30 protein-coding genes are annotated in these 21,252 nt (G+C 66.9%); all 30 read right to left on the bottom strand.

What is annotated here, in order from left to right; genetic code table 11:
- Positions 1-23 precede the first annotated feature (23 nt).
- Complete coding sequence (gene map, locus DY023_RS07680; RefSeq protein WP_181905767.1) at positions 24-881, bottom strand: type I methionyl aminopeptidase; 858 nt, start codon at positions 879-881, stop codon at positions 24-26.
- Positions 853-1,461 (bottom strand): adenylate kinase, encoded by a 609-nt coding sequence (locus tag DY023_RS07675; protein ID WP_116241759.1) that lies wholly within the window; start codon positions 1,459-1,461, stop codon positions 853-855. Before DY023_RS07675 ends, map begins: the two co-directional genes overlap by 29 nt.
- Positions 1,458-2,780, bottom strand: a complete 1,323-nt coding sequence (gene secY / locus DY023_RS07670) for a preprotein translocase subunit SecY (protein ID WP_116241758.1) — start codon at positions 2,778-2,780, stop codon at positions 1,458-1,460. The genes DY023_RS07675 and secY overlap by 4 nt, the downstream gene beginning before the upstream one ends.
- A 114-nt stretch (positions 2,781-2,894) precedes the next feature.
- Positions 2,895-3,455 (bottom strand): 50S ribosomal protein L15, encoded by a 561-nt coding sequence (rplO, locus tag DY023_RS07665; protein ID WP_116241757.1) that lies wholly within the window; start codon positions 3,453-3,455, stop codon positions 2,895-2,897.
- Positions 3,455-3,640 carry a 50S ribosomal protein L30 gene (gene rpmD / locus DY023_RS07660; RefSeq protein WP_116241756.1) on the bottom strand — a complete coding sequence of 62 codons (186 nt, stop codon included), beginning with the start codon at positions 3,638-3,640 and terminating at the stop codon, positions 3,455-3,457. The genes rplO and rpmD overlap by 1 nt, the downstream gene beginning before the upstream one ends.
- Positions 3,640-4,332, bottom strand: coding sequence for a 30S ribosomal protein S5 (rpsE, locus tag DY023_RS07655; protein WP_116241755.1), 693 nt, complete (start codon positions 4,330-4,332; stop codon positions 3,640-3,642). The genes rpmD and rpsE overlap by 1 nt, the downstream gene beginning before the upstream one ends.
- Positions 4,329-4,688, bottom strand: coding sequence for a 50S ribosomal protein L18 (gene rplR, locus DY023_RS07650; RefSeq protein WP_116241754.1), 360 nt, complete (start codon positions 4,686-4,688; stop codon positions 4,329-4,331). Before rplR ends, rpsE begins: the two co-directional genes overlap by 4 nt.
- 2 nt (positions 4,689-4,690) lie before the next feature.
- Positions 4,691-5,227 (bottom strand): 50S ribosomal protein L6, encoded by a 537-nt coding sequence (gene rplF / locus DY023_RS07645; protein ID WP_116241753.1) that lies wholly within the window; start codon positions 5,225-5,227, stop codon positions 4,691-4,693.
- A gap of 6 nt (positions 5,228-5,233) precedes the next feature.
- Positions 5,234-5,632 (bottom strand): 30S ribosomal protein S8, encoded by a 399-nt coding sequence (gene rpsH, locus DY023_RS07640; protein WP_116241752.1) that lies wholly within the window; start codon positions 5,630-5,632, stop codon positions 5,234-5,236.
- Positions 5,633-5,764: 132 nt separating this feature from the next.
- A complete protein-coding gene (gene rplE, locus DY023_RS07635; RefSeq protein ID WP_116241751.1) occupies positions 5,765-6,355 on the bottom strand; it encodes a 50S ribosomal protein L5 in 591 nt (196 codons plus the stop codon).
- Positions 6,355-6,714, bottom strand: a complete 360-nt coding sequence (gene rplX / locus DY023_RS07630) for a 50S ribosomal protein L24 (RefSeq protein ID WP_116241750.1) — start codon at positions 6,712-6,714, stop codon at positions 6,355-6,357. The genes rplE and rplX overlap by 1 nt, the downstream gene beginning before the upstream one ends.
- A gap of 2 nt (positions 6,715-6,716) precedes the next feature.
- The gene (gene rplN / locus DY023_RS07625) at positions 6,717-7,085 is read right to left on the bottom strand and encodes a 50S ribosomal protein L14 (RefSeq protein ID WP_116241749.1); all 369 of its coding nucleotides are present in this window, start codon (positions 7,083-7,085) and stop codon (positions 6,717-6,719) included.
- Complete coding sequence (gene rpsQ / locus DY023_RS07620) at positions 7,082-7,381, bottom strand: 30S ribosomal protein S17 (RefSeq protein WP_116241748.1); 300 nt, start codon at positions 7,379-7,381, stop codon at positions 7,082-7,084. Before rpsQ ends, rplN begins: the two co-directional genes overlap by 4 nt.
- Complete coding sequence (rpmC, locus tag DY023_RS18370) at positions 7,381-7,695, bottom strand: 50S ribosomal protein L29 (RefSeq protein ID WP_116241747.1); 315 nt, start codon at positions 7,693-7,695, stop codon at positions 7,381-7,383. The genes rpsQ and rpmC overlap by 1 nt, the downstream gene beginning before the upstream one ends.
- On the bottom strand, positions 7,695-8,114 hold the full coding sequence (rplP, locus tag DY023_RS07610) for a 50S ribosomal protein L16 (RefSeq protein WP_116241746.1): 420 nt from the start codon (positions 8,112-8,114) through the stop codon (positions 7,695-7,697). The genes rpmC and rplP overlap by 1 nt, the downstream gene beginning before the upstream one ends.
- Complete coding sequence (gene rpsC, locus DY023_RS07605; protein ID WP_116241745.1) at positions 8,114-8,878, bottom strand: 30S ribosomal protein S3; 765 nt, start codon at positions 8,876-8,878, stop codon at positions 8,114-8,116. Before rpsC ends, rplP begins: the two co-directional genes overlap by 1 nt.
- Positions 8,878-9,276 carry a 50S ribosomal protein L22 gene (gene rplV / locus DY023_RS07600; protein ID WP_116241744.1) on the bottom strand — a complete coding sequence of 133 codons (399 nt, stop codon included), beginning with the start codon at positions 9,274-9,276 and terminating at the stop codon, positions 8,878-8,880. Before rplV ends, rpsC begins: the two co-directional genes overlap by 1 nt.
- A gap of 34 nt (positions 9,277-9,310) precedes the next feature.
- Complete coding sequence (gene rpsS, locus DY023_RS07595; protein ID WP_116241743.1) at positions 9,311-9,592, bottom strand: 30S ribosomal protein S19; 282 nt, start codon at positions 9,590-9,592, stop codon at positions 9,311-9,313.
- 12 nt (positions 9,593-9,604) lie between these two features.
- Positions 9,605-10,444 carry a 50S ribosomal protein L2 gene (gene rplB / locus DY023_RS07590; protein WP_116241742.1) on the bottom strand — a complete coding sequence of 280 codons (840 nt, stop codon included), beginning with the start codon at positions 10,442-10,444 and terminating at the stop codon, positions 9,605-9,607.
- A 20-nt stretch (positions 10,445-10,464) separates the two neighbouring features.
- Positions 10,465-10,788 carry a 50S ribosomal protein L23 gene (gene rplW, locus DY023_RS07585; RefSeq protein ID WP_116241741.1) on the bottom strand — a complete coding sequence of 108 codons (324 nt, stop codon included), beginning with the start codon at positions 10,786-10,788 and terminating at the stop codon, positions 10,465-10,467.
- On the bottom strand, positions 10,785-11,447 hold the full coding sequence (gene rplD / locus DY023_RS07580) for a 50S ribosomal protein L4 (protein WP_116241740.1): 663 nt from the start codon (positions 11,445-11,447) through the stop codon (positions 10,785-10,787). Before rplD ends, rplW begins: the two co-directional genes overlap by 4 nt.
- Positions 11,448-11,449: 2 nt before the next feature.
- Complete coding sequence (gene rplC, locus DY023_RS07575; RefSeq protein WP_116241739.1) at positions 11,450-12,109, bottom strand: 50S ribosomal protein L3; 660 nt, start codon at positions 12,107-12,109, stop codon at positions 11,450-11,452.
- Positions 12,110-12,117: 8 nt separating this feature from the next.
- Positions 12,118-12,426: a 30S ribosomal protein S10 gene (gene rpsJ / locus DY023_RS07570; RefSeq protein ID WP_106816553.1), complete on the bottom strand. Its 309-nt coding sequence runs from the start codon at positions 12,424-12,426 to the stop codon at positions 12,118-12,120.
- A 345-nt stretch (positions 12,427-12,771) separates the two neighbouring features.
- Positions 12,772-13,260, bottom strand: a complete 489-nt coding sequence (locus tag DY023_RS18230; RefSeq protein ID WP_245958629.1) for a hypothetical protein — start codon at positions 13,258-13,260, stop codon at positions 12,772-12,774.
- 78 nt (positions 13,261-13,338) lie between these two features.
- Entirely contained in the window at positions 13,339-13,632 is a 294-nt protein-coding gene (locus DY023_RS07560) for an antitoxin (RefSeq protein ID WP_342770993.1), read from the bottom strand.
- Between the two features lie 148 nt (positions 13,633-13,780).
- Positions 13,781-14,974 carry an elongation factor Tu gene (gene tuf, locus DY023_RS07555; RefSeq protein ID WP_116241738.1) on the bottom strand — a complete coding sequence of 398 codons (1,194 nt, stop codon included), beginning with the start codon at positions 14,972-14,974 and terminating at the stop codon, positions 13,781-13,783.
- Between the two features lie 167 nt (positions 14,975-15,141).
- The gene (fusA, locus tag DY023_RS07550; protein ID WP_116241737.1) at positions 15,142-17,256 is read right to left on the bottom strand and encodes an elongation factor G; all 2,115 of its coding nucleotides are present in this window, start codon (positions 17,254-17,256) and stop codon (positions 15,142-15,144) included.
- A gap of 84 nt (positions 17,257-17,340) precedes the next feature.
- A complete protein-coding gene (rpsG, locus tag DY023_RS07545; protein WP_116241736.1) occupies positions 17,341-17,811 on the bottom strand; it encodes a 30S ribosomal protein S7 in 471 nt (156 codons plus the stop codon).
- Between the two features lie 5 nt (positions 17,812-17,816).
- A complete protein-coding gene (gene rpsL, locus DY023_RS07540) occupies positions 17,817-18,185 on the bottom strand; it encodes a 30S ribosomal protein S12 (RefSeq protein ID WP_116241735.1) in 369 nt (122 codons plus the stop codon).
- A 218-nt stretch (positions 18,186-18,403) separates the two neighbouring features.
- On the bottom strand, positions 18,404-21,252 hold a 2,849-nt coding region (locus DY023_RS17975; RefSeq protein ID WP_181905766.1), incomplete at its 5' end, for an SCO7613 C-terminal domain-containing membrane protein.

Below are 21,252 nucleotides of genomic sequence, written 5' to 3'. Positions count from 1 at the left end.
AGACGCGCACCGACGGGAACGCGTTACGGGATGGGGACGGGAACCACGCCGAAGGGGGCGAGGCCGGCGGCGCCGCCGTCGGCAGCCGTCAGCACCCAGATTCCGTCCGCGTGGCGGGCGATGCTGTGCTCCCAGTGCGACCCGTCGGAGCCGTCGACGGTCGTGACCGTCCAGTCATCGTCCTCGACGAAGGTCGCCTCGCCTCCGTCGGTGACCATCGGCTCGATCGCCAGCACGAGACCCGGACGGATTTCAGCACCGGCATCCGGCGTGCGGTAGTTGAAGACACTCGGCGACTCGTGCATCTTGCGTCCGATGCCGTGACCCACGTACTCCCGCAGGATGCCGTACGTCCCCTGGCTCTCGATGTAGCCCTGGATGGCCTCGCCGAGCTGGCCGATGTGCGACGCGGTCGCCATCGCGGCGATTCCGGCCCACATCGACCCCTCGGTCACCCGCGAGAGCTCCTCGCGTCGGGCGACGAGCTCGGGCTGCGCGGCATCCGGCACGACGATCGTGATCGCGCTGTCACCGTTCCAGCCCTGGTACTGCGCGCCGCAGTCGATCGACACGATGTCGCCGGGCTGCAGCACCCGCTCGCCGGGGATGCCGTGCACGACCTGGTCGTTCACCGAGATGCAGGTCGTGTGACGGTATCCCCGCACGAGCTGGAAGTTCGACTCGGCGCCGCGACCGGTGATCACCCGGGATGCCGCGGCATCCAGCTCTGCGGTCGTCACGCCGGGCGCGACCAGGGTGCGCACCTCGTCGAGGGCCGCCGCCGTGATCAGGCCCGGCTCGACCATCGACCGGAGCTGCGCCGGCGACTTGTAGATCGAGCGTCGGAACACGTCAGACCAGCACGCGCAGGCCGCGCGCATCCAGCGCCGCGACGATGCGCTCGGCGATCTCGTCGAGCGAGCCCACACCGTCGATGCGGTCGACGATGCCGCGCTGCTCGTACACCGAGATGATCGGAGCCGTCTCGTGTTCGTAGATGTCCAGGCGGTGCGCGATGGCCTCGTCGGTGTCGTCGGAGCGCCCCTGCTCGGTGGCCCGCAGGCGAAGCCGGGTCAGGCTCTCCTCGCGCGGCACGTCGAGCAGGATGACCGCGTCGAGCGACTCGCCGCGCTCCTGCAGGAACGCATCCAGGTGCTCGACCTGGTGCGTGTTGCGCGGGTAGCCGTCCAGGAGGAAGCCGTTCGCGGCATCCTCCTGCGACAGGCGGTCGCGCACGATCTCGCTGGTCAGCTCATCGGGAACCAGGTCGCCGGCATCCAGGATCGCGGTGACCTTCTGGCCGAGCTCGGTGCCCGCCTTGATGTTCGCGCGGAAGATGTCGCCGGTCGAGACCACGGGGATCCCGTACGCGGCGGCGATGCGCACGCCCTGCGTGCCCTTGCCGGAGCCCTGCGGGCCCACGATCAGAAGGCGGGCGGTGGTGTGTGCGGATGCCGTCATCGGAGGAGCCCTTCGTAATGGCGCTGCTGCAGCTGCGCGTCGATCTGCTTCACGGTCTCGAGCCCGACGCCCACGATGATGAGGATCGAGGCGCCGCCGAACGGGAAGTTCTGGTTGGCCTGGACCGTCGACAGCGCGATCAGCGGGATCAGCGCGATCAGACCGATGTAGATCGAGCCGGGGAACGTGATGCGCGTCAGCACGTAGTCGAGGTACTCGGCGGTCGGCCGGCCGGCACGGATGCCCGGGATGAAGCCGCCGTACTTCTTCATGTTGTCCGCGACCTCGACCGGGTTGAACGTGATCGCCACGTAGAAGTAGGTGAAGCCGATGATCAGCAGGAAGTAGACCGCCATGTACAGCGGGCTGTCGCCGGTCGTGAAGTGCTGGGAGATCCAGGTGACCCACTCGGGCGGCGCGCTGCCGTCGGTCGGGGTGTTGAACTGTGCGATCAGCATCGGGATGTACAGCAGCGACGACGCGAAGATGATCGGGATCACGCCCGCCATGTTCACCTTCAGCGGGATGTAGGTGTTCGTGCCGCCGTAGGTGCGGCGACCCACCATGCGCTTCGCGTACTGCACCGGGATGCGGCGCTGAGACTGCTCGACGAAGACGACGAGCCCCATCACGATGATTCCGACGATGAGGACCATGAGGAAGACCTCGAAGCCCTTCGCCTCCCAGATCGCCCACATCGCGGCCGGGAAGGTGGCGGCGATCGAGGTGAAGATCAGCAGCGACATGCCGTTGCCGATGCCGCGCTCGGTGACGAGCTCGGCGAACCACATGATCAGACCGGTGCCGGCGGTGAGCGCGAAGATCATCAGCAGCTGGGCCCACCACACGTCATTGGTGAGGAGCGCCTGGCAGGACGGATCGCTCGCGGATCCGAACAGCTGACCGCTGCGTGCAACGGTGACCAGCGTGGTCGACTGCAGCAGCGCAAGCGCGATGGTCAGGTAGCGGGTGTACTGCGTGAGCTTCGCCTGGCCCGCCTGACCCTCCTTGTGGAGCGACTCGAAGTGCGGGATGACGACGCGCAGCAGCTGCACGATGATCGTCGCGGTGATGTACGGCATGACGCCGAGCGCGAAGATCGACAGCTTGAGCAGGGCGCCGCCGGAGAACAGGTTGACGAGCCCCAGGAGGCCCTCGGTGCCGGCGCTGGCAGCGAGACAGGTCTCCACGTTGGGGTAGTCCACGAAGGGGGCGGGAACGTTCGAACCCAGGCGGTAGAGGGCGATGATCGCCAGGGTGAAGCCGATCTTCCGCCGCAGGTCGGGCGTGCGGACGATCCGCGCGATAGCGCTGAACAAGAGTTTTCCTCCTGAGTGGGGATGCCGGCCTACAACTCGCGGCCGAAAGTCCAGGGTAACGCACAGGAGGGGCCGGAGAATCTCCGGCCCCTCCTGGTGCTGGTCACCAGACGGTCACTTGATGGAACCGCCGGCGGCCACGATCTTCTGCTCGGCGCTGCCCGAGACCTTGTCGACCGAGACCGTGAGCTTGACGGAGATCTCCCCGTCGCCCAGGACCTTGACCTTCTCGTTCTTGCGAACGGCACCCTTGGCGACCAGGTCGCTGACGGTGACGTCGCCACCGGTCGGGTACAGCTCGGCGAGCTTGTTCAGGTTCACGACCTGGTACTCGACGCGGAACGGGTTCTTGAAGCCGCGCAGCTTCGGGGTGCGCATGTGCAGCGGCATCTGCCCACCCTCGAATCCGACGCGGACGGTGTTGCGGGCCTTGGTGCCCTTGGTGCCGCGGCCGGCGGTCTTGCCCTTGGAGCCCTCACCACGACCGACACGGGTCTTCGCGGTGTTGGCGCCGGGGACCGGACGCAGGTGGTGCACCTTCAGAACGCCGGGACGCGACGCCGGAGCATCCTTCGTCTCCGCCTTCTTCGCGGGCGCCTTCTTGGCGGCGGGCTTCTTGGCCGGCGCCTTCTTCTCGACCTTCTCGGCCTCGACGGCTTCGTTCTTCTCAGCCATTAGTCGATCTCCTCAACCTTGACGAGGTGAGCGACGGCCCGGACGTAGCCGCGCGTCTGCGCGTCATCCGGACGGACGACCGAGTCGCCGATCTTCTTGAGACCGAGCGAACGCAGCGTGTCGCGCTGGTTCTGCTTCTCGCTCACCTTGGACTTGACCTGGGTCACCTTCAGACGAGCGGCCATCAGGCACCCACCTTCTGTGCGGCGGCGGCCGCAGCGGCCTTCGCCTCGTTGCGGATGATGATCTCCGGCACGACGGCGTCGTAGTCGAGACCACGACGGGCGGCCACGGCGCGCGGCTCCTCGAGAGCCTTCAGCGCGGTCACGGTCGCGTGCACGATGTTGATCGTGTTCGACGAGCCGAGGGACTTCGACAGGACGTCGTGGATACCGGCGCACTCGAGCACGGCGCGGACCGGACCACCGGCGATGACACCGGTACCGGCGGCAGCCGGACGCAGCAGCACCACACCGGCGGCGGACTCGCCCTGCACCGGGTGCGGGATGGTCGAGCCGACGCGCGGGACGCGGAAGAAGTTGCGCTTGGCCTCTTCGACACCCTTCGAGATCGCCAGGGGGACCTCGCGGGCCTTGCCGTAGCCGACGCCCACCAGACCGTTGCCGTCACCGACGACCACGAGAGCGGTGAAGCTGAAGCGACGACCACCCTTCACGACCTTCGAGACGCGGTTGATGGTGACGACGCGCTCCAGGAACTGGTTGTCGCCACGGTCGCGCGAGTTGCGGTCGCGACCCTGGTTGCGGTCACCGCGGCCACCGCGACGGTTGTCGCGCTGCTCGCGAGCCGGCTCAGTCGCCTGAGCCTCGGCAGCGGGCTGCTGCTCGGTCACTTCGTTCTCCTTGTTGTCACTCACAGTGCCAGCCCCCCTTCGCGGGCGCCGTCGGCGATCGCCGCGACACGGCCGGCGTAGCGGTTGCCACCGCGGTCGAACACGACCTCGGAGACACCGACGGCCTTCGCACGCTCGGCGACGAGCTCGCCGACCTTGCGGGCCTTGGCGGTCTTGTCACCGTCGAAGGTGCGCAGTTCGGTCTCGAGCGTCGATGCGGATGCCACGGTGTGGCCCTTGCTGTCGTCGACCAGCTGCACGAAGACGTGGCGGGCCGAACGGGTGACGACCAGGCGCGGACGCGCCTCGGTGCCGACGATCTTCTTGCGAAGACGGGCGTGACGACGCGCGCGGGCGTCGGACTTCGACTTCACAGCCATGGTTACTTACCAGCCTTTCCGGCCTTGCGACGCACGACCTCGCCGGCGTAGCGCACACCCTTGCCCTTGTACGGCTCGGGCTTGCGGATCTTGCGGATGTTCGCAGCCGCCTCGCCGACGGCCTGCTTGGAGATGCCGCTGACGGTCACCTTGTTGGTGCCCTCCACCGCGAAGGTGATGCCCTCGGGCGGGTCGACCAGCACGGGGTGCGAGAAGCCGAGAGCGAACTCGATCGAGCTGCCCTTCTGCTGCACGCGGTAACCGGTGCCGACGACCTCGAGGCCCTTGGAGTAGCCCTGGGTGACGCCGATGATGTTGTTGTTGATGAGAGTGCGGGTCAGGCCGTGGAGCGACCGCGACTCGCGCTCGTCGTCGGGACGGGAGACCAGAACCTGGTTCTCCTCGACCGCGACCTCGATGGGGCTGGCCACCTGCAGGGTGAGCTCACCCTTGGGGCCCTTCACCGCGACCTCACGGCCGTCGACCGAAACGGTCACGCCCGCGGGGATCTCGATGGGAAGTCGTCCGATACGCGACATTTCAGGTCACCACACGTAGGCGAGAACTTCTCCGCCCACGCCCTTCTGCTCGGCCTGACGGTCGGTGAGAAGACCGGAGGAGGTGGACAGGATGGCGACGCCGAGGCCACCGAGGACCTTGGGAAGCTCCGTGGACTTCGCGTACACGCGGAGGCCGGGCTTCGAGACACGCTTGATGCCGGCGATGGAGCGCTCGCGGTTGGGACCGTACTTGAGCGACATGGTGAGCGTCTTGCCCACGCGGGCGTCGGTCACCTCGAAGCCGGCGATGTAGCCCTCCTTCTGGAGGATCTCGGCGATGTGCGTCTTCAGCTTGCTCGACGGGAGCGACACGCTGTCGTGGTGCGCCGAGTTCGCGTTGCGCAGACGGGTCAGCATGTCTGCGACCGGGTCTGTCATTGTCATTGTGATTTTCCTTTGTTCATTGAGGTTCCGGCTGCCGTTACACGACAGACGGCCTGCGATGAGCACGCAATCTTCAATTGTACGTGCAATCGGGTGGGCCCGATGACCATGCCATCGAGCCCACCCGAGGACTCACGCCGCGGCGTCGGCGGCCTTGAACGGGAAGCCGAGGTGGCGCAGCAGCGCACGGCCCTCGTCATCCGTCTTGGCCGACGTCACCACGGTGATGTCGAAACCGCGGACGCGGTCGATCTTGTCCTGGTCGATCTCGTGGAACACGCTCTGCTCCGTGAGACCGAAGGTGTAGTTGCCGTTGCCGTCGAACTGCTGGGCCGACAGTCCGCGGAAGTCGCGGATGCGGGGCAGTGCGAGGTTCACCAGGCGGTCCAGGAACTCCCACGCGCGGTCACCGCGGAGGGTGACGTGCGCGCCGATGGCCTGACCCTCGCGCAGCTTGAACTGCGCGATCGACTTGCGAGCCTTGGTGACGATCGGCTTCTGACCGGTGATCTTGGTGAGGTCGTCGACCGCACCATCGATCACCTTGGAGTCACGAGCCGCCTCGCCGACGCCGGTGTTGACGACGACCTTGACCAGTCCGGGGATCTGCATGACGTTGACGTAGCCGAACTCGTCCTGCAGGGCCTTCTTGATCTCGGTGTTGTACTTCTGCTTGAGGCGGGGCTGGATCTTGCCAGCCTCCACGGCAGTGGTGTCGCTCATCAGATGTCCTTACCCGACTTCTTCGCGTAGCGCACGCGGACCGTGCGCTTCACGCCGTCCTTCGTCTGCTCCTCGACGCGGTGACCGACGCGGGTCGGCTTCTTGGTCGAGGGGTCGACGAGTGCGACGTTGGAAATGTGGATGGGCGCCTCGACGGTCTCGATGCCACCGGTCTTGGTGCCGCGCTGGGTCTGACCGACGCGGGTGTGCTTGGTGACGTAGTTCACGCCCTCCACGACCACGCGGTTCTGCTCGACGAGGACCTCGAGGACCTTGCCCTGCTTGCCGCGGTCGCCGCCCTTGTCCTGCTTGCGGCCGGTGATGACCTCGACGAGGTCGCCCTTCTTGATGTTCGCCATGATCAGATGACCTCCGGGGCGAGCGAGACGATCTTCATGAACTTCTTGTCACGAAGCTCACGACCGACCGGCCCGAAGATGCGGGTGCCACGGGGCTCCCCGTCAGCCTTCAGGATCACGGCGGCGTTCTCGTCGAACTTGATGTACGAGCCGTCTGCACGACGCGTCTGCTTCTTGGTGCGGACGATGACGGCCTTGACCACATCGCCCTTCTTGACGTTGCCGCCCGGGATCGCGTCCTTGACGGTCGCGACGATCGTGTCACCGAGACCGGCGTAACGGCGGCGCGAGCCACCGAGAACGCGGATGGTGAGCAGTTCCTTCGCGCCGGTGTTGTCGGCGACCTTGAGGCGGGACTCCTGCTGGATCACTTGGCCTTCTCCAGAATCTCCACCAGACGCCAGCGCTTGGTGGCGCTCAGCGGCCGGGTCTCGTTGATGAGGACGAGGTCGCCGATGCCGGCGGTGTTGTTCTCGTCGTGCGCCTTGACCTTCGAGGTACGGCGGATGACCTTGCCGTACAGCGGGTGCTTCACGCGGTCCTCGACCTCGACGACGATGGTCTTGTCCATCTTGTCGCTGACGACGTAACCACGACGCGCCTTGCGGTAGCCGCGGGCCTCAGCCTCGACGGCCGGGGCGGCTTCAGCAGCCTTCTTCTCAGCCATTACTCGGCCTCCTCCTTCGGCGCCTCAGCCTCTTCGGCCTTCTTCGCCTTCGCCTTGGACGCCTTCTTCGCCGGCGCCTCGACCGGAGCCGGCGTCGCACGGATGCCGAGCTCGCGCTCACGGATGACGGTGTAGAGGCGCGCGATGTCGCGCTTCACGGTGCGGATGCGGCCGTGGCTCTCCAGCTGGCCGGTGGCCGACTGGAAACGGAGGTTGAACAGCTCCTCCTTGGCCTTGCGCAGCTCCTCGACGAGGCGCTGGTCTTCGAACGTGTCGAGCTCTGCCGGAGCGAGCTCCTTGGTGCCGATCGCCATTACGCGTCGCCCTCCTCGCGCTTGATGATGCGTGCCTTGAGAGGCAGCTTGTGGATTGCTCGGGTGAGGGCCTCGCGTGCGAGCTCCTCGTTCACGCCCGCGACCTCGAAGAGGACGCGACCCGGCTTGACGTTGGCGACCCACCACTCGGGGGAACCCTTACCGGAACCCATGCGGGTCTCAGCAGGCTTCTTGGTGAGCGGACGGTCGGGGTAGATGTTGATCCACACCTTTCCACCACGCTTGATGTGACGGGTCATCGCGATACGAGCTGCCTCGATCTGACGGTTGGTCACGTAAGCGGGGGTGAGAGCCTGGATGCCGAACTCGCCGAAGGAGACCTTCGTGCCACCGGTGGCCTGGCCCGAACGCTTCGGGTGGTGCTGCTTGCGGTACTTGACCTTACGAGGGATAAGCATCAGGCAGACGCTCCTTCTGCGACGGGAGCCTCGTTGCGACGGTCACCGCGGTCGCCACGGGGGCCACGACGGTCGCCACGCTCGCGCGAAGGCTTCTGGTTGGCCTGCTCACGAGCAAGCTCCTTGTTGGTGAGGTCGCCCTTGTAGATCCAGACCTTCACGCCGATGCGGCCGAAGGTGGTCTTGGCCTCGTAGAAGCCGTAGTCGATGTTCGCGCGCAGCGTGTGCAGCGGCACACGACCCTCGCGGTAGAACTCCGAGCGGCTCATCTCCGCGCCGCCGAGGCGGCCGGAGACCTGGATGCGGATGCCCTTGGCGCCGGCGCGCTGAGCGCCCTGCAGGCCCTTGCGCATCGCGCGACGGAACGCCACGCGAGCGGAGAGCTGCTCTGCGATGCCCTGAGCGACCAGCTGAGCGTCGGCCTCGGGGTTCTTGACCTCGAGGATGTTCAGCTGGATCTGCTTGCCGGTGAGCTTCTCGAGGTCGGCGCGGATGCGCTCGGCCTCGGCGCCGCGGCGGCCGATGACGATACCCGGACGAGCCGTGTGGATGTCCACACGCACGCGGTCACGGGTGCGCTCGATCTCGATGCCGGAAACGCCGGCACGGTCGAGCTGCGTCTGCAGCAGCTTGCGGATCTTGATGTCCTCGGCGACGTAGTCGGCGTAGCGCTGTCCGGGCTTCGTCGAGTCCGAGAACCAACGCGACACGTGGTCGGTCGTGATGCCGAGGCGGAAGCCGTACGGGTTGACCTTCTGGCCCATTACTTGCTCGCCTTCTTCGTCTCGGCGGCCGGAGCCGCCTCGGCGACCTCGGGGGTCGCCAGCACGACCGTGATGTGGCTCGTGCGCTTCTTGATCTGGAAAGCACGACCCTGGGCGCGGGGCTGGAAACGCTTGAGCGTCGTGCCCTCGTCGACGTACGCGTTCTTCACGTACAGGTCCTGCTCGTCGAGGTACTCGCCGTCACGATCAGCCTTCACCTGCGCGTTGGCCATGGCCGACGCGACAAGCTTGTAGATCGGCTCGCTGGCGCTCTGCGGAGCGAACTTCAGGATGGCCAGGGCCTCCTGAGCCTGCTTGCCCTTGATGAGCGCGACGACACGACGAGCCTTCTGAGGGGTCACGCGGATGTGTCGCACACGTGCGATGGACTCCACCATTTCTCTCTCCTCTGTCTCTCAGACAGTCGCCGCGTCAGCGGCGACGGCCCTTCTTGTCGTCCTTCTCGTGGCCGCGGAAGGTGCGGGTGGGCGCGAACTCGCCCAGCTTGTGGCCGACCATGGTCTCGGTCACGAACACGGGGATGTGCTTGCGACCGTCGTGGACGGCGATGGTGTGTCCCAGCATGGCGGGGATGATCATCGACCGGCGCGACCAGGTCTTGATGACGTTCTTCGTACCGGCTTCGTTCTGACCGATCACCTTGCGAAGCAGGTGCTCGTCGACGAAGGGGCCCTTCTTCAGACTGCGTGGCATCTTCCTCTACTCCTACTTGCGCTTCTTGCCAGCGGTACGGCGACGCACGATGTACTTGTCGCTTTCCTTGTTGGCGTGACGGGTGCGGCCCTCGGCCTGGCCCCACGGGGAGACGGGGTGACGTCCACCGGAGGTCTTGCCCTCACCACCACCGTGCGGGTGGTCGACCGGGTTCATGGCGACGCCGCGGACGGTCGGGCGGATGCCCTTCCAGCGGTTGCGGCCGGCCTTGCCCCAGTTGATGTTCGACTGCTCGGCGTTGCCGACCTCGCCGATCGTCGCACGGCAGCGCGCGTCGACGTTGCGGATCTCGCCCGAGGGCAGACGCAGCTGAGCGTAGGGGCCGTCCTTCGCGACCAGACGCACGGAGGCGCCGGCCGAACGGGCCATCTTCGCACCGCCGCCGGGACGCAGCTCGATCGCGTGGATCACGGTACCGGTGGGGATGTTCTTCAGCGGCAGGTTGTTGCCCGGCTTGATGTCGGCCGCGGGACCGGACTCGACGATGTCGCCCTGCTTCAGCTTGTTCGGCGCGATGATGTAGCGCTTCTCGCCGTCGAAGTAGTGCAGCAGCGCGATGCGCGCGGTGCGGTTGGGGTCGTACTCGATGTGAGCGACCTTGGCGTTGATGCCGTCCTTGTCATTGCGCTTGAAGTCGATGACGCGGTACTGGCGCTTGTGTCCACCACCGATGTGGCGGGTGGTGATGCGGCCCTGGTTGTTGCGGCCACCGGTCTTGCTCAGCGGACGCAGCAGCGACTTCTCCGGCGTCGATCGGGTGATCTCGGCGAAGTCGGCCACAGACGAACCGCGGCGACCCGGGGTCGTGGGCTTGTACTTGCGAATAGCCATGTTTAGTCCTTATCCCCCGGTCAGCCGACTGCCGTGAAGATGTCGATGGTGCCGGACTTCAGCGTGACGATGGCGCGCTTGGTGTCCTTGCGCTTGCCGGTGCCGAAGCGGGTGCGGCGGGCCTTGCCGGCGCGGTTGAGAGTGTTCACCGCGGCGACCTTGACGCCGAAGATCTTCTCGATGGCGAGCTTGATCTCGGTCTTCGAGGCGCGGGTGTCCACGTAGAACGTGTACTTGCCCTCGTCGATCAGGCCGTAGCTCTTCTCGGAGACCACCGGGCCCAGGATGATGTCGCGCGGGTCCTTGTTGAAGGCCGCGGAGAGGGCGCTTGCCTGCTCGGTCATGCCGAGACCTCCTCGGTTGCGCCGGTCTTCGAGGCGATGAAGCCCTCGAGAGCGGCCTGGGTGAAGACGATGTCGTCGGCGACGAGCACGTCGTAGGCGTTCAGCTGGTCGAAGGTCAGCACGTGCACCTCGGCGAGGTTGCGCACGCTGAGCAGCGTCAGGTCGTCGCCGCGCTCGGTGACGATCAGGACGTTCTTCGACGGCGAGACCTGCGCGATCAGCGCAGCCGCGGCCTTGGTCGAGGGCGTGCCCTCGATGCCGAAGTTCTCGACGGCGTGCAGGCGCTCACCGCGGAAGCGGTCGCTCAGCGCACCCAGCAGGGCGGCGGCGATCATCTTCTTGGGGGTGCGCTGCGAGTAGTCGCGGGGCTTCGGACCGTGCACGATGCCACCACCGGTCATGTGCGGCGCGCGGATCGAACCCTGACGGGCGTTACCCGTGCCCTTCTGCTTGAAGGGCTTGCGGCCGGCACCGGAGACCTCACCGCGACGCTTGGTCGAGTGAGTGCCCTGGCGAGCCGCCGCGAGCTGCGCGACGACGACCTGGTGGATGAGCGGGATGTTCGTCTTGACGTCGAACAGCGCGGCGGGCAGCTCGATCGAGCCGGCCTTCTTGCCGTCTGCCTTCAGGACGTCGAGCGCGAGAGTCGAGTCAGCCATGTTCAGGCACCCTTCACTGCGTTGCGGACGTAGACGATGCGGCCGCGAGCGCCGGGGACGGCGCCCTTGACGAGCATGAGTCCCTTCTCGGCGTCGATGGCGTGCACCTTCAGGTTGAGGACGGTGACACGCTCGCCACCCATGCGACCGGCCATGCGCATGCCCTTGAACACGCGGCTCGGGGTTGCCGAGGCGCCGATCGAACCGGGCTTGCGGTGGTTGCGGTGCGCACCGTGCGAGGCGGAGACGCCCTTGAAGTTGTGGCGCTTCATGACACCGGCGAAGCCCTTGCCCTTGCTCGTGCCGACGACGTCGACGAGCTGGCCGGCCTCGAAGGTGCCGTCCACCGTGAGCTCCTGACCGAGTGAGTAGTCGGCAGCATCCGCGGTGCGGATCTCGGTGACGTGGCGGCGCGGCGTGACGCCGGCGGCCTCGAAGTGCTTCGCGAGCGGCTGGGTGACCTTACGGGGGTCGATCTGGCCGTAGGCGATCTGAACGGCGTTGTAGCCGTCCTTCTCGGGCGTGCGGACCTGCGTGACCACGTTCGGGGCGATCTCGATCACGGTGACGGGAACGAGCTTGCCGTTCTCGTCCCAGACCTGAGTCATGCCGAGCTTGGTGCCGAGCAGGGCCTTGGAAACCTTGTTGTTGATGTCAACCATGTCGAACCTCAGAGCTTGATCTCGATGTTGACATCGGCCGGCAGGTCGAGACGCATCAGCGAGTCGACGGCCTTCGGCGTCGGGTCGACGATGTCGATCAGACGCTTGTGGGTGCGCATCTCGAAGTGCTCGCGGCTGTCCTTGTACTTGTGCGGCGAACGGATCACAGCGATCACGTTCTTCTCCGTCGGAAGGGGCACGGGGCCCACGACGGTCGCGCCCGCACGGGTCACGGTGTCGACGATCTTGCGCGCCGACGAGTCGATGACCTCGTGGTCATACGACTTCAGGCGAATGCGGATCTTCTGTCCCGCCATCTGCTTTCTCACTCTCTATAAGCGTCTTACCTCTCCGGGCCAGGTGGACCCGGGGGCATTGGACGCACGTCGGCGCTGTTCGCGCCCGGCGCTTGCGCACCCTGTTCTCTTTTCACACGGAAGACGCCGGCACCCTGGTGCCCGCGTCTTCGAGTAGGAGATGTTCTGCTGCCCGCGGCCTAGATCCCTGCACGCCGAATCACGAGGATCGGATGCCGTCTATGCACTGCCTGGCAGTGATCCCGCGCAGAGCGCAGGAATGTGGAACCTGTCTATTCTGCCATGCCGGATTCGACTACTGCAAACCCGGGCGTGTCGCGCGTCGTTCCGCGGGACGGGCGGGTGCTAGTTCTTGACGACCTGCACCGCGAACGGCCGGTTCTCGATCACGAAACCGTCACACCCAGGGACCTGGAGGCTCACCGTGCCGGTGACGAGATGCGTATCGTCATTACCGTGCCCGATGGCTCCCGAGAAGTACATCGAGGTATCCGAGGTGGTGCTGGTCGCCGTGAGCACACCCGTGGCCGGATCGTACGACGTCGTCATGCCGTCGGCATTGGTCGCGTGGTCGAAGTCGGCGGGATTTGAGAACTTCACCGTGACGACGACTCCCTGAAGCGAGATCGCTTCGCCGCAGTGCGTGACGGTGATCGTGTCACGGTACTGCCAGGCACCGGTCTGCTTCTCGAACGTCTGGACGACCTCGTACCCCTCGCACGGCAGGCAGCTGGCCGCTCGAGCCGGCACCGCCGCCGCGGCCGCCACCGCAGGCACCGACCACGCCGCACCCTTCAGGAGCGTGCGCCGCGTCGTCCCCTCGTCAGTACGCATGATCCTCCGTCGTCGCCCGGCTACGACCTTACACACGACGACGGGGGGATGCGCGCAGCATCCCCCCGTCGGGGTGAGTCACTCGTGGCCGACGGCCTTGTCGAGATTGCCGCGCACCTCGTCGACCTTGGCGGCGTGGTCCTCGGGCAGGATCTTCTTCGCGAGACCGGCGAGGGTGTCCAGGACGTTGTCGCTGACGCCCTCCGCCTGCTCGCTCTTGAGAGCCTCGTCGACCTTGTCCTTGTTCTCCTCGTAGAACTTCTTCGCCTTCGTCAGCGCATCGTCGGCTGCGTCACCGACCTTGTCTGCGTTCTGCTCGAAGAACTCCTTCACCTTGTTGACTGCGTCCGCGGACTGGTTCTCGTCTGCCATGTCGGTATCCCCTCCAGGTCGGTGAGCCGGCGGATGCCGGCCACGGCCATTCTGCCTTCCGCATCCACGCAAGGGAAGAGCAGGGACTCACCGGGCATGACAAAGGGGCCGGACCCGTAGGTCCGACCCCTCCGATCTCAGAAAGAGATTACTTGATGATCTTCGTCACCGTGCCGGCGCCGACGGTGCGGCCACCCTCACGGATCGCGAAGCCCAGGCCCTCTTCCATGGCGATCGGCTGGATCAGCTCGACCGTCATGTCCGTGGTGTCGCCGGGCATGACCATCTCGGTGCCCTCGGGCAGCGAGATGACGCCGGTGACGTCGGTGGTGCGGAAGTAGAACTGCGGGCGGTAGTTCGTGTAGAAGGGGTTGTGACGGCCACCCTCGTTCTTGTTGAGGATGTACGCGGTGCCCTCGAAGTCGGTGTGCGGCGTGACCGAACCCGGCTTCACGACGACCTGGCCGCGCTCGACGTCCTCGCGCTTGGTGCCGCGGAGGAGAAGACCGCAGTTCTCGCCGGCCCATGCCTCGTCGAGCTGCTTGTGGAACATCTCGATACCGGTGACCGTGGTCTTCTGCGTCGGGCGGATGCCGACGATCTCGACCTCGGAGTTGATGGCGAGGGTGCCACGCTCGGCGCGGCCGGTGACGACGGTGCCACGACCGGTGATCGTGAAGACGTCCTCGATCGGCATCAGGAACGGCTTGTCACGGTCACGCACCGGGTCCGGAACGTGCTCGTCGACAGCGGTCATCAGCTCGACGATCGACTCGACCCACTTCTCGTCGCCCTCGAGAGCCTTCAGGCCCGAGACGCGGACGACAGGAGCGTTGTCACCGTCGAAGTCGTTCTTGGAGAGCTCCTCGCGGACCTCCATCTCGACGAGCTCGAGGATCTCCTCGTCGTCGACCATGTCGGACTTGTTCAGCGCGACCAGCAGGTAGGGGACGCCGACCTGCTTGGCGAGCAGGATGTGCTCCTTGGTCTGCGCCATCATGCCGTCGGTGGCGGCGACCACGAGGATCGCGCCGTCCATCTGAGCGGCACCGGTGATCATGTTCTTGATGTAGTCGGCGTGACCCGGCGCGTCGACGTGAGCGTAGTGACGCTTCGGGGTCTCGTACTCGACGTGCGAGATGTTGATCGTGATACCGCGCTGACGCTCCTCCGGAGCGGAGTCGATGGTCGAGAAGTCACGAACGACGTTGACGTCGGACGGGTACTTGTCGGCGAGCACCTTCGAGATCGCAGCGGTGAGCGTGGTCTTGCCGTGGTCGACGTGACCGATCGTTCCGATGTTGACGTGCGGCTTGGTCCGCTCGAACTTGGCCTTGGCCACTTGGTCCTCCTCAGGACGTTCGTGTAGAGATCGCCGGGCACTGGATTGTGACCGGCTCCCTACAGATTTCGGTTTCTCAGTTTAGTAGAGAGGGAATGTGAAGTTGTGGGGAGTCCGGGTCCTGGGGCGCTTCGACAGGCTCAGCGACCCAGGACCCGGACAAGGGCTTACTCGCCCTTGGTCTTCTGGACGATCTCGTCCGCCACGGCGCGGGGCACCTCGGCGTAGGACTCGAACTCCATCGAGTAGACGGCACGGCCCGAGGTCTTCGAGCGCAGGTCGCCGATGTAGCCGAACATCTCGGACAGCGGGACCGACGCGCGGACGACCTTGACGCCCTGGGCGTCCTCCATCGACTGGATCTGGCCACGACGCGAGTTCAGGTCGCCGATGACGTCGCCCATGTACTCCTCGGGAGTACGGACCTCGACGGCCATCAGCGGCTCGAGCAGCACCGGGTTCGCACGGCGGACAGCCTCCTTGAAGCCCATCGAGCCCGCGATCTTGAACGCCATCTCCGAGGAGTCGACGTCGTGCGAGGCACCGTCGATGAGGATCGCCTTCACGCCCACCATCGGGTAGCCGGCCAGCGCACCGGTCGCCATGGCGTCCTGGAAGCCCTGGTTGGTCGGCTCGATGTACTCGCGCGGGATGCGACCACCGGTGACCTTGTTCTCGAACTCGTAGGTCTTCTCCGAGTCGAGCTCGAGGGGCTCGATGGTGAACTGGATCTTCGCGAACTGACCCGATCCACCCGTCTGCTTCTTGTGGGTGTAGTCGTGCTTCTCGACGGTCTTCTTGATCGTCTCGCGGTACGCCACCTGCGGCTTGCCGACGTTCGCCTCGACCTTGAACTCGCGCTTCATGCGGTCCACGAGGATGTCGAGGTGCAGCTCGCCCATGCCCTTGATGGTCGTCTGACCGGTCTCGGGGTTGAGCTCCGTGCGGAAGGTCGGGTCCTCCTCAGCGAGCTTCTGGATGGCGACACCCAGCTTCTCCTGGTCGGCCTTGGTCTTCGGCTCGATGGCGACCTCGATCACCGGCTCCGGGAACGTCATCGACTCGAGGACGACCGGCTGCGCCATGTCGGCGAGGGTGTCACCGGTGGTGGTGTCCTTCAGGCCGATGACGGCGTAGATGTTGCCGGCGGTCAGCTTGTCGACCGGGTTCTCCTTGTTGGCGTGCATCTGGAAGATCTTCCCGATGCGCTCCTTCTTGCCCTTGGTCGAGTTGATGACCTGCGAGCCCGACTCGAGCTCACCCGAGTACACGCGCACGTAGGTCAGGCGACCGAAGAACGGGTGCACGGCGACCTTGAAGGCCAGCGCGGCGAAGGGGTCCTTCGCGTCGGGGTGACGCTCGATGATCTTCTCTTCGTCCTTCGGGTCGTGCGCCTCGATGGCGGGCACGTCCAGCGGGGACGGCAGGAAGTCGACGACCGCGTCCAGCATCGGCTGCACGCCGCGGTTCTTGAACGCCGAGCCGCAGAGCACGGGGTAGATCGCGTCGTCGATGACGAGCTTGCGGATCGCGCCCTTGATCTCGGCGATCGTGAGCTCCTCGCCGCCGAAGAACTTCTCGAGAAGCTCCTCGTCGGTCTCGGCGACGGTCTCCAGCAGCTGCTGACGGTACTCCTCGGCCTTGGCCTGGAGGTCTGCGGGGATCTCCTGGACCTCGTACGAGGCGCCCATCGTCACGTCACCCTTGGCGTCGCCCGGCCAGACCAGCGCGCGCATCTCGATGAGGTCGACGACGCCGACGAAGTCGTTCTCGGCACCGATCGGGAGCTGCAGCACGAGCGGCTTGGCGCCCAGGCGGCTGATGATGGTGTCGACGGTGTAGTAGAAGTCCGCACCGAGCTTGTCCATCTTGTTGACGAAGCAGATGCGGGGCACGCCGTACTTGTCGGCCTGACGCCACACCGTCTCGGACTGGGGCTCGACGCCCTCCTTGCCGTCGAAGACGGCGACGGCGCCGTCGAGGACGCGGAGCGAACGCTCCACCTCGACGGTGAAGTCCACGTGGCCCGGGGTGTCGATGATGTTGATCTGGTTCTTGTTCCAGAAGCAGGTCACGGCGGCAGACGTGATCGTGATGCCGCGCTCCTTCTCCTGCTCCATCCAGTCGGTCGTCGAGGCGCCGTCGTGGGTCTCGCCCAGCTTGTGGTTGACGCCCGTGTAGAACAGGATGCGCTCGGTCGTCGTGGTCTTGCCGGCATCGATGTGCGCCATGATGCCGATGTTGCGGACCTTGCTCAGGTCGGTGAGCACGTCTTGTGCCACAGGAGTGTCCTTATCTGTCGAGCAGTGGTACTGCGAAGAGTGGATGCCGGTCCCCGGCGTGTGACCGGGGACCGGCGATGCCGCTTACCAGCGGTAGTGCGCGAAGGCGCGGTTCGACTCGGCCATCTTGTGGGTGTCCTCGCGGCGCTTGACCGCGGCACCGAGGCCGTTCGAGGCGTCGAGGATCTCGTTCTGCAGACGCTCGGTCATCGTCTTCTCACGACGACCCTTCGCGTAGCTGACGAGCCAGCGCAGCGCGAGCGTGTTCGCGCGGTGCGGCTTGACCTCGACCGGAACCTGGTAGGTCGAGCCGCCGACGCGGCGGCTGCGGACCTCGAGGGTGGGGCGCACGTTGTCGAGCGCCTTCTTGAGCGTTGCGACCGCGTCCTCGCCGTTCTTGGCGTGGACGCCCTCGAGCGCGCCGTACACGATCGACTCGGCGAGCGACTTCTTGCCGTCGACGAGGATCTTGTTCACGAGCGAGGTGACGATCGGAGCGCCGTAGACCGGGTCGTTGACGACGGGGCGCTTGGGGGCGGGACCCTTACGAGGCATCTAACTCAACCCTTCTTCGCGCCGTAGCGGGAACGAGCCTGCTTACGGTTCTTGACTGCCTGGGTGTCGAGCGCACCACGGACGATCTTGTAGCGGACACCGGGGAGGTCCTTCACACGACCGCCGCGGACGAGCACCAGCGAGTGCTCCTGCAGGTTGTGGCCCTCACCGGGGATGTAGGCCGTGACCTCGGTGCCGTTGCGCAGCTTCACACGAGCGACCTTGCGCATCGCCGAGTTCGGCTTCTTCGGGGTGGTGGTGTACACACGGGTGCACACGCCGGCCTGCTGCGGGTTCGACTTCAGGGCGGGCGCCTTGGTCTTGTTGACCTTCGGCGAACGGCCCTTGCGAACCAACTGCTGAATGGTTGGCACGTTCTCTCCTAATAGTGCTGCACGGTGACAGCATGATGGGTTTCACATCATGACCCACCGGCGTGACGGAACCGCCGCGCTTTTGGTGTGGTGGGTATGCCGTGGGGGCGGACCGGCGAATGCCGACGCCCTGACATGCGCGCACAGCAGTGCGCACACTCGACCAAGTGTAATCCGGCGTAACGCTGCTGGTCAAATGATCGTGGACGCCACGCCGGTCAGCGCAGATCGCGCATCCGGGCGACCACTCCCCCGCCTGCTCCCTCGCGCCGTTCGCCTGCGACCGCGATGATCAGCAGCACCGTCCCGATCGTCGCGAGGGTGATCCACCACGGCATGGATTCTATGCCGCGACCGAGCTGGACCGAGAACACGAACACGTTCTCGACCGGCAGCACGATCAGGCCGAGGATGAACGGTGCCGACAGCCTCCTGGACGCCCCGACGAGGATCGCGACGAGGGCGAGCACCATCACCAGGATCGCCCGCCAGGTGAGCGGATCGGTGAACGTCGAGACGATGGAGGCCGACATCATGACGATCAGCCCTGGTGCCAGCAGCGGCCATGAACCCCGCCAGCCGCGCGGCCAGTCCGTCAGCCGGGCATCCGCCGTCGCATCGCCGCGCAGCCCCAGCGCACCCGCGGCGAGCAGGAACGCCCCCAGCGGCAGCGAGAACCACTCCACGCGCAGGTCGCGCGGGCTCCATGCCACCACGGCGGTGACGAAGGCGACGCCGAAGAGGAACCACACCGGCGGCAGCATCGCTCCGCGGGCGGATGCCGCGCACAGCATCAGGATCAGCACGGCGAGCATCAGCGCCCACATGGTCCAGATCACCGCCCAGTCCCGCTCGATCGCGGGCCACACGCCGAGCGTGAAGGCGAGCACGGCCGGCGCTCCGACCCAGCGCCGTGCGAGCGAGGGCAGCGAGCGCGCAGCATCCGCACGCAGCCGCAGTGCGACGATCAGCACGGCGAGAGCCGCGAGCGCACTTAGGCCCGCGCACGTCAGGAGCACGCCGATCGCAGACGGAGCCAGCGGAGCGGCATCCCGTCCAACGCCCCAGCGCACGGCCTGGATGGTACCCGCGGCGGCGGCCGCCCCGGCGACGCCCAGCGCGGGTGCGCGGAGCACGCGCAGCCGGCGCAGGCGCGGTGAACTCGCGCGCGCCACCAGCACGGTCACGCCGATCAGCGTCCACCCGGCCGCGAGCAGGCCGAACGCTCGCCAGGGCACGTCATCCGACCCCGGGCCGACGGCGAGCAGCACGTCGAGAGGCACGGTCGCGATCGTCGCCCCGGCAGCGAACAGGCCGACGGCAGGGCGTCCGCGCATGGTGAGCACGACCGCGACGACCGCAGCCCCGAGAGCCGGCGGAAGCAGGTACGCCTCGGGCAGCGCCACTCCGGCGAGCGCCCACGCCGACCACAGCGCCCCGGTGAAGGATGCCGCCGACACCCACCATCCGTAGCGACGGCCGGCCAGCACCGCTGCGAGTGCCGCCCCGACACCCAGCACGATCAGCACCAGGCAGGCGGTGCCCAGCCCCGCCGCCTCGCGCACGAGGGCGAGCCCGACGGTGATGACGCCGGTCAGCAGAGCCGAGGCCTCGATCGCCATCCTGGCGCCCGCCGCGGTGCTCTCGTCGCGGCCGCGTGCCACGAGCAGGTCGCTGATCAGGACACCTGATGCCAGCGCGATCGCGACCAGCACGGCGATGATGGGCAGCGCGACCGGCGATCCGCTCTGCGCCAGCAGCTGCGCGCACAGGCACACGACGACCACCGCCAGCGTGGGGACGAGCAGACCCGCCGCCACGATGCGCACCGGTGCGGTGAGCCCCGGCCGGCGGGTCGTCAGCAGCACCAGCGAGAGGATGAACATCAGCCCGGTCGACAGAGCGGTCCAGCCGCTGCGTTCGATCAGCACCTGGATGACCCCGATCACGAAGGGCACCGCGGCGACGACGAGCACCGCGTACCAGTTGCGCGCGCCGATCCCGGGCAGGAAGGTCGCCACGATCGCCCCGAGCAGGCCTGCGGATGCCGTGAGCGAGAACTGCGCGATGCCGGTCACGCCCGCGAGCGACAGCGTTGTGGCGACGATCGCGAGGGCGTAGCCGTAGCCCGCCCCGACGTGCAGGAACCTGACTTCGGCGGGAAGCGTGCGCGCAGCCACGGCGAGTGCGATCAGGGTCGCAGCTCCGGCGAACGGCACCAGGGAGCGGTCCTGCCACGACAGCAGGACCGCCACGATCAGTGCGACGTGCACGGCGATCGTCAGGAGCAGGCGGACCACCTTCGCGCCCCGGACGGTCCGCAGCAGGATCACCCCGGTTGCGGCGGTGACCAGCAGCACGACGCCGATGCTCGCCGGAAGCACGAGCAGCCCGGAGCAGCCGAGGGCGAGGACGGCGCCCGAGCCGTAGAGCACGGCGATGGCGTGGGCCGCCACCGCGAGTCGGTCGATGCCGCGGCGCGATGCGGCGAGCAGCCCGAACCCGACCAGTCCGAGTGCGACGACGCCGAGCGCGACGATCGTCGGCAGCGTCGTCTCGGAGAGCGGGCGGGTCTGGGAGATGCCCGCCACGTCTCGCAGCAGGGACGAGCCGATGATCAGGCCCCCGAGTACCGACGGCGCGCTCGTGAGGGCGACCGTCACGGCGGCACCGGCCGCGAGGAGTGCGCGCGGCGTGCGCGAGGGCAGCGGGACGACGGCGGTGCCCACGAGGATGGCGGTCGCCCCCGCGGCGATCACCGCGACCCTCCAGTCCAGAGCACCCTCGGGCATCAGACCCACGGCGGCGAACACCCCCGCGACAGCGCCCAGCACGCCTCCGAGGAACGCCCAGATCCGCGGGATGACGTACCTGGCCGCCAGCACGGCCTGCACGGCGAGCACCGCGAGCACCAACGCGACGAGGAACTCACCACGCCCCGCGAATCCGATGCGTCCTATGGAGAGCACGGTCGCGACGAGCTGCACCGCAGTGAGCACGGCGGCCTCGGCGGCGAGCGGCCGCCTGGGGCGCGGCGCCGCCGGGGCGACCGGGCCGGCCGGGGCAC

This window comes from Microbacterium bovistercoris, from assembly GCF_003387575.1.
GTDB lineage: Bacteria > Actinomycetota > Actinomycetes > Actinomycetales > Microbacteriaceae > Microbacterium > Microbacterium bovistercoris.
The sequence above is the reverse complement of the archived record's forward strand: the minus strand, read 5'-3'. Positions and strand labels throughout refer to the sequence as shown.